The sequence below is a fragment of the Microcystis sp. M49636_WE2 genome, assembly GCF_030065375.1.
GTDB lineage: Bacteria > Cyanobacteriota > Cyanobacteriia > Cyanobacteriales > Microcystaceae > Microcystis > Microcystis aeruginosa_C.
Genome location: NZ_JASJFG010000295.1, coordinates 1 through 7,347 on the forward strand (window position 1 = coordinate 1; position 7,347 = coordinate 7,347).

General features: G+C 43.7%; 5 protein-coding genes and 1 tRNA gene. 2 read left to right on the forward strand and 4 right to left on the reverse strand.

Features of this window, described 5'->3' with window-relative positions; translation table 11 throughout:
- Window positions 1-560, forward strand: a 560-nt coding sequence (locus tag PX484_RS07040; RefSeq protein ID WP_288103267.1) for a class I SAM-dependent methyltransferase, incomplete at its 5' end; no start/stop codon positions are given.
- Here PX484_RS07040 and uvrA read toward each other — a convergent pair.
- Together uvrA and cysE are read right to left on the reverse strand one after the other, a co-directional pair.
- Window positions 517-3,429 carry an excinuclease ABC subunit UvrA gene (gene uvrA, locus PX484_RS07045; protein ID WP_002800357.1) on the reverse strand — a complete coding sequence of 971 codons (2,913 nt, stop codon included), beginning with the start codon at window positions 3,427-3,429 and terminating at the stop codon, window positions 517-519. The two genes, PX484_RS07040 and uvrA, sit on opposite strands and share 44 nt — an antisense overlap.
- Window positions 3,430-3,641: 212 nt before the next feature.
- Window positions 3,642-4,415, reverse strand: coding sequence for a serine O-acetyltransferase (cysE, locus tag PX484_RS07050; RefSeq protein WP_002800356.1), 774 nt, complete (start codon window positions 4,413-4,415; stop codon window positions 3,642-3,644).
- A gap of 215 nt (window positions 4,416-4,630) precedes the next feature.
- Between cysE and PX484_RS07055 the strand changes: the two genes are divergently transcribed.
- Window positions 4,631-6,286: a choice-of-anchor I family protein gene (locus PX484_RS07055; protein ID WP_287766361.1), complete on the forward strand. Its 1,656-nt coding sequence runs from the start codon at window positions 4,631-4,633 to the stop codon at window positions 6,284-6,286.
- Window positions 6,287-6,617: 331 nt separating this feature from the next.
- On the opposite strand, the gene tsaB is transcribed toward PX484_RS07055, so the two are convergent.
- Together tsaB and PX484_RS07065 are read right to left on the reverse strand one after the other, a co-directional pair.
- Window positions 6,618-7,220 (reverse strand): tRNA (adenosine(37)-N6)-threonylcarbamoyltransferase complex dimerization subunit type 1 TsaB, encoded by a 603-nt coding sequence (tsaB, locus tag PX484_RS07060; RefSeq protein WP_287766360.1) that lies wholly within the window; start codon window positions 7,218-7,220, stop codon window positions 6,618-6,620.
- Between the two features lie 29 nt (window positions 7,221-7,249).
- Window positions 7,250-7,321: transfer RNA gene (locus PX484_RS07065), tRNA-Lys, on the reverse strand.
- Between the last annotated feature and the right edge of the window lie 26 nt (window positions 7,322-7,347).

Consider the following 7,347-nt stretch of genomic DNA (forward strand, 5'->3'; position numbering starts at 1 on the left):
CGGAAATGATCGCCGCTTGTCGTCAAAAATTCCCCCATTTAGTCTGGCAAGTGGCCGATGCTAGAAATCTAGAACAATTTGCCGATAATTATTTTGATTTTATTCTCTTTAGTTTTAATGGCATTGATTATATTTCCCCTGCTGACCGTTTTCTAGTTTTAGAGGAAATTAGCCGCATCGGTAAAACTGGCGGTTATTTTTGTTTTTCTAGTCATAATCTTCAGGGAATTATCCCAGAATTTGATTGGAAAAAAAAGATTAGTTTCAATCCTTTTAGTAGCTATGTAAATTTAGTCCTCTGGGTGATTTTGCGTGCCTGTAATCCCTCTCTTAGCTACCAAAAGTTATTGACTGCTGACTATGCAATTATTCGGGATGAACCCCATAATTTTCGTCTCCAAAATTATTACGCCACCCCCAAAGAACAATTAAGACAGTTAAAGTCTTACTTTCAAGAGATTAAAATTTATTCTTGGAAAACCGGTCAGGAAATTAAAAGCGAACAAGAGTTAAATACTAATCTTGATCATTGGCTTTATTATCTCTGTGTTCTTCCCTAATATTATCCCGCTTTTTTGGGGGATATTGAAGTAATGCTTGGGCAAGATAATGACCGGTGTAGGATTTTTCACATTTAGCCACGGTTTCCGGTGTTCCCACCGCGATTAATTCTCCTCCCTTGTCCCCTCCTTCCGGTCCCAAATCAATAATCCAATCGCTACAGCGAATCACGTCGAGATTATGTTCGATGACGATAATCGAATTACCTTTATCGACCAATCTTTGTAACACATCTAAGAGATGATGCACATCATAAAAAGATAACCCCGTAGTCGGTTCATCGATCAAATATAGGGTTTTTCCCGTGGCCCGTCGGGATAATTCGGCCGCTAATTTCACCCTTTGCGCTTCCCCACCGGATAAAGTGGGGGCGCTTTGACCGAGTTTACAGTATCCTAAACCCACATCCACGAGAGTTTGTAATCTGGTGGTGGCCCGGGGGACATTTTCAAAGACCTTTAATGCTTCCTCGATCGTCATATCTAAGACATCGGCGATCGAATAACCTTTATACTTAACCTGTAGGGTTTCCCGATTATAACGCGCCCCTTTACACACATCACACTGCACATAGACATCGGGGAGAAAATTCATCTCGATGACGTTTACCCCTTGGCCTAGGCAAGCTTCACAGCGTCCTCCCTTAACATTAAAAGAAAACTGCCCCGCTTTGTAACCCCTAGCTTTTGCTTCGATGGTTTCGGTGAAAATCTCGCGAATAATGTCAAAAACCCCCGTATAGGTGGCAGGATTTGACCGAGGAGTGCGTCCTATCGGTGATTGGTCGATGACAATTACTTTATCAACCGCGTCCAATCCTTCCACTTTATCTAACTCTTTGGGGAAGGGAGTTAAACGGGTTAAATGATGTTGTAAAGCTGGATATAATAACTCATTAATTAGGGTGGATTTGCCTGAACCAGATACCCCCGTAATCGAGACTAATTTTCCTAAAGGAATCGTTACATCAATATTTCTTAGGTTATTTTGATGGCAATTTTTTAAAACTAAAGCATTACCATTCCCTTCCCTTCTTTGGTGAGGAGTTTCAATAACTTTGCGTCCCGATAGGTAGGCCCCTGTTATCGATTTTTTGGACTTTAAAAGGGTTTTAAAACTGCCTTGACAGATGATTTCTCCGCCATGAATCCCCGCTTTCGGACCGATATCGACCACATAATCGGCTGCCCGAATCGTTTCTTCATCGTGTTCGACGACGATTAAAGTATTACCTAAATCTCGCAATCTTTGCAGGGTTTCTAACAGTTTACTATTATCTCTTTGGTGTAATCCGATGCTAGGTTCATCGAGAACGTATAAGACTCCCGTTAATCCCGAACCGATTTGAGTCGCTAATCGAATTCGTTGGGATTCTCCCCCGGATAAAGTCATCGCTGGTCGATCGAGGGTAAGATAATCTAATCCCACATCGATTAAAAATTGTAGTCTCGCTTTGATTTCTTTGAGGGCTAATTCCCCAATTAATGCCTGTCTTGGGGTTAAATGACAATCATTAATTCTCTGCAAACAATCCCGAATGGGAACTCCGGTAAAATCCGTGATCGTATATTGTCCTAAACGTACCGATAAAGCTTCCGGTTTTAATCTTTTTCCGTGACAAACTTCGCAGGTTTGGTTAACAATATATTTTTCTAGTCTTTGTTTAATAACTTCCGAAGTGGTTTCTTGATAATTCCTATCTAAGATATTGATAACTCCGGCAAATTCTCGATAGTAACCGCGACCAGTATCGTAACGGTAATCATCTTCAAAATAGATCGGTTCTTTACTACCATAGAGAATGATATCTTGCTGGGTTTTTGTTAGTTTATGCCAAGGAGTTTGGATTTCAAAACCTAAAGCTTGCCCTAAACCGTAGAGGAGAGAAAGATAGTAGGAATTATCCTTATCTGACCAGGGGGCAATAGCAGAATATACTGGTTGTTTCGGGTCTGGAATGACTAAATCTGCCGAAAATTTCCGTAAACTGCCCAATCCGTGACAGTTGGGACAAGCACCATAGGGAGAATTAAAAGAGAATAAACGGGGAGATAATTCTTCCATAACTGCCCCGTGTTCGGGACAGGCAAATTTCTCGGAAAAGACAATTTCTTTGGTAACTTCGGGATTATCTTCGTTATTCTCATCGAGAATTTCCACAATCGCTACACCGTCGGAATGCTTTAAACAAGTGGTTAAAGAATCCACTAATCTTTCCTGTAAACCCTCTTTTTTGATCAGGCGATCGATAACAATTTCAATATCATGAAGATGTTTTTTATCTAACTCGATGCCCTCGGATAATTCTACTACCTTGCCGTCAATCCGCACCCGGGCAAAGCCTTGGGAGGCCAAACTAGAGATTAATTGCTTATGAGTGCCTTTTTTGCCGCGAATTACCGGGGCCAAGATTTGAAAACGGGTTTTCTCGGCTAATTCCATCACTCGATCGCACATTTGATCGATGGTTTGGGGGGCAATATTGCGATCGCAATGGGGACAATGGGGTTCACCGGCACGACCGAACAATAAACGCAAGTAATCGTAAATTTCCGTAACAGTTCCCACACTAGAGCGGGGATTGTGGGAAGTGGATTTTTGGTCGATGGAAATAGCCGGACTTAAACCCTCGATCGCATCCACATCGGGTTTATCTAATTGTCCTAAAAATTGACGTGCGTAGGCGCTGAGGGACTCCACATAGCGGCGCTGTCCCTCGGCAAAAATGGTGTCGAAAGCGAGGGAAGATTTGCCCGATCCCGAAACTCCGGTAAAAACAATCAACTGATTGCGGGGTAATTCGAGATCAACATTTTTGAGATTGTGTTGTCGTGCGCCACGGATACGGATTGAGTCAGTTTGAGCCATCGGACGGTGCCAAGTAGTCCTTAACAATCATAGCCTTGATGAATGAGTTTCAGCTAGTAAGTAAGTAGTTATTAAAAATTGTCAGATACCCCCCTTATCAAGGGGGGATTAAGGGGGGGGCAGGGGGGAGCGAAGGCAAAATCTATCTTCTATTTAATTAAAACCACTTATTTAGAAAACCAGTCTTCTATCATATCAGAAGATTCTCGGGGTTAAACCGCTCTTTCGAGAAACTCGCGCATATCCCGATCGGCCGCAGGACAAAAGCTATGACTCGCTTCTTCTTCTAAATGGGCTAAAACTGGGCAATTAATCCGATAATCTGGTTCTTTTGACCGTTCTAGCCGCAATTCGTACACTTGTTTTTCCAGTTGTTCGATGCGGTCCACCAAAGCGCGAATAGCCACCGCTTCCGAGTCGGGTAAATCACCGTGTTCTAGGGGTTCCACCCGCGTCCCGGCCCGATAGATTAAACGACCTGGTACACCAACAACGGTACAATCGGCAGGAATATCGCGCAGGACCACAGAACCAGCACCGACGCGAACGTTATTACCCAGATAAATATTACCTAAAACCTTGGCCCCAGCGCCGACGACCACATTTTCCCCTAGAGTCGGATGACGTTTACCGCTTTCTTTCCCCGTCCCTCCTAAAGTAACTCCTTGATAGATGAGGGCATAATCACCGACAATGGCCGTTTCTCCGATGACCACTCCCATGCCATGGTCGATAAAAACACCCTGACCTATTTGGGCGCCGGGGTGAATTTCGATACCAGTCAGAAAACGGGCAAGATGGGAAATTAAACGGGGAATAAAGGGAATCCCGATCTGATATAGCCAATGGGCGAAGCGATGGCACAGTAAAGCTTGTAATCCGGGATAACAAAACAGTACCTCTAACCAGTTGCGGGCAGCGGGGTCACGTTCAAAAATGATCTTGAAATCGGCTAGGAGAGTAGATAACACGAGTCTTGATTCCATATTGATCGAGCTTATACTAATCCATGTTATCACTCCGGTAAATGAGCCGTTCAACTAAAAATCGAGCGAGTAACCCGTTTTCCTAGTTCGCTTTTACTGTTCTCGGCCAAATTTTGAAGATATCCTTAATTTCTCTCCTGTTTAATCTTCCTTTAACTTGGGTCTGAAAAAATGCGATTGTTTAGCCCTTTTTTTGCAGGTTTTCAGCTAAAAATATGATTCATGCTATCTATCGTCACCATTGGAAATTTTTATTAACCTTGCTGTCAATTGCTGGCAGTATCAACATCGTTACCGAATCGGCCTCAGCTTTAAATATCACCCGATTGAGCAGTCTTGGCAATAGTACAACTGCTGCTAATAACTTCGGGGCAGAAATTCCCGCTTATGACCCCTCTAGTCGCAGATTATTCCTGACCGGTCCCAATAATCGTCTAGATATTGCCGATATCAGTAATCCCGCTAGTCCTATTACCTTATCATCGCTCGATCTTAGCTCCTACGGTGCGGGGGTTAACAGCGTTGCCATCAAAAATGGTATCGTGGCCCTGGCCATGGAAGCTAATCCCATTACCAATAACGGCAGTGTAGTATTTTTCGATACTAATGGTGTCTTTCAGAGTCAGGTTACTGTGGGCGCTTTACCAGATATGTTAACCTTTACTCCTGACGGTAATCGGGTTTTGGTCGCTAACGAGGGGGAACCAGCTAATGGTGTCAATCCCGATGGTTCCGTTAGTATTATTGATCTTAGTGCTGGTGTTCTCAATCCCACGGTCAACACTGCTACCTTTACCAGTTTTAATGGTCAAGAGAACACTTTCAGAAGTCAGGGAGTCCGTATTTTTCCCGGTCAAACGGTTTCCCAAGATGTGGAACCGGAATACATCACCGTTTCCGACGATGGAACCACTGCATGGGTGTCTCTACAGGAAAATAATGCTATTGCAATAGTCAATATTGTTAACGCTCAAGTCACCAGTATTTTACCCCTAGGAGCCAAAAATTTTAACGCACCGGGTAATGGTTTGGATCCTAGCGATCAAGATGGGGTAGTATTTGGAGGAGCGACTAATTCCCCAGCAGTCAGAATTAATAATTGGCCGGTTTTTGGCTTATATCAACCGGATACGATCGCCACCGTTACCATCGCCGGACAAACCTATTTAATTTCTGCCAATGAAGGGGATACTAGAAATGAGGCTCGACGAGTTTCTACTCTAACTTTAGACCCCAATGCTTTCCCTAATGCGGCCACATTGAAATTAACCCAAAATCTCGGACGTTTAGATGTTTCTAGCATTGACGGACTCAATGGCCAAGGTCAATATAGCCAACTTTTTGCCTATGGTGGTCGTTCTTTTTCGATTTGGAATGTCACTAATGGACTGTCCCAAGTCTTCGATAGTGGCGATGATTTTGAACAAATTTTAGCGACTTTTTCGGCAACTCCCCTAACTGCTAGTATTTTTAATTCCGATGGCACTCCTAGCAGTTTCGATAGTCGTAGCGATAACCGCGGGCCGGAACCGGAAGGTTTAGCATTGGGAACTGTGGGTAATCGTCTCTATAGTTTTGTGGGAATAGAAAGGGCTGGCGGTTTCATGGTTTATGATATCACCAACCCTAGTAATCCTTTGTTCACCAATTATATCAACGATTCGCAATTAGGCGATATCTCTCCCGAAGGATTATTATTTATCCCCGCTGCCGATAGTCCTAATGGTACTCCCCTGTTAATTGTTGCCAATGAAGTGAGTCGTAATGTGGCGATTTATTCCGTTGAACCCGTACCCGAACCTAGCGCAGTTTTAGGATTATTAACCCTCGGATTAGCTGGTTATAGTTTGAAAAAAAGAGGGAATTCCTAATTAGGGTCTGCTGAAAAAGTTTTTCGGTGGTGGCAGGGTGTAGGGTGTAGGGTGTGGGGTGTAGGGTTTTACCGATTTTGAGGGGGTCAATTACCTAATTTTCAGGGAAAAAGTCCAGGGATTTTCCCCCCGATCACTCCCATATCCATTACTTTTTGATGGCCAAAAAGTCTAAAAGTTTTACCCAACAAGGTTTTTAGATTTATTCAGCAAACCCTAATTAGAGCCTTTAATTGATTAATGCTCATTCTTAATTCTCCTGAATCCTGACTACTGGCTCCTTACTCCTCACCTAAGGTCAGATTTTTGATTTTTGCAAGAGATCCATTAATCACATCGCGTAAAATGGTAGCGCCTCGGACCAATGGGGGCGTTTTCCCATTTGCCAGTCCAAATAGGCTAAATCGAGGATAGCGGGGGCATTTATGCCTAAATAGCTGGGTGTAGCTAATCTTTGATAGGAAATAGTTAAGTTTTCTAAAGTCTGCTGCCATTGTTCCAAAGTCATCAGGCTATCAGCTAAATAAACCCGATTACCCCGATAGATGCCCACATACAATTGTCCCCTAGTGGCGGGCATTTCTAAGGCTAGATGGGTATCGACGGGGTAAAAATCCCGTTGTGACCAAGCAAAGGCCGCTAAACTGGAGACGGTAAAAATCGGTAGCTGTAATTGTTGTGCTAGGGTTCTACCGGTGACTATACCGATGCGGGTACTGGTAAAGCTCCCCGGCCCCTTAGCGGTGGCTAGAAAGGCTAAATCAGCCCATTTTTGCGGAGCCAGGAACTGTTTTAGATAGGGGTGGAATAGGTTCGATAAATCCCTGTCTAAGTCCCAAGTTTGTTGACGACTATCATCGCTGAAATTAGAGATGGCTAGTCCTAGTTGGGGACTGCTGGTATGTAAGGCTAATCCGTAAACAGGGGAAGACAAGTCAATCTTTCTGTATTAGTAAGTTTTTATGGGTCGCCTGGGATTCGAACCCAAGACCAATCGGTTAAAAGCCGAGTGCTCTACCGCTGAGCTAGCGACCCGTTTCGTGTTCTGCACACGATTTATC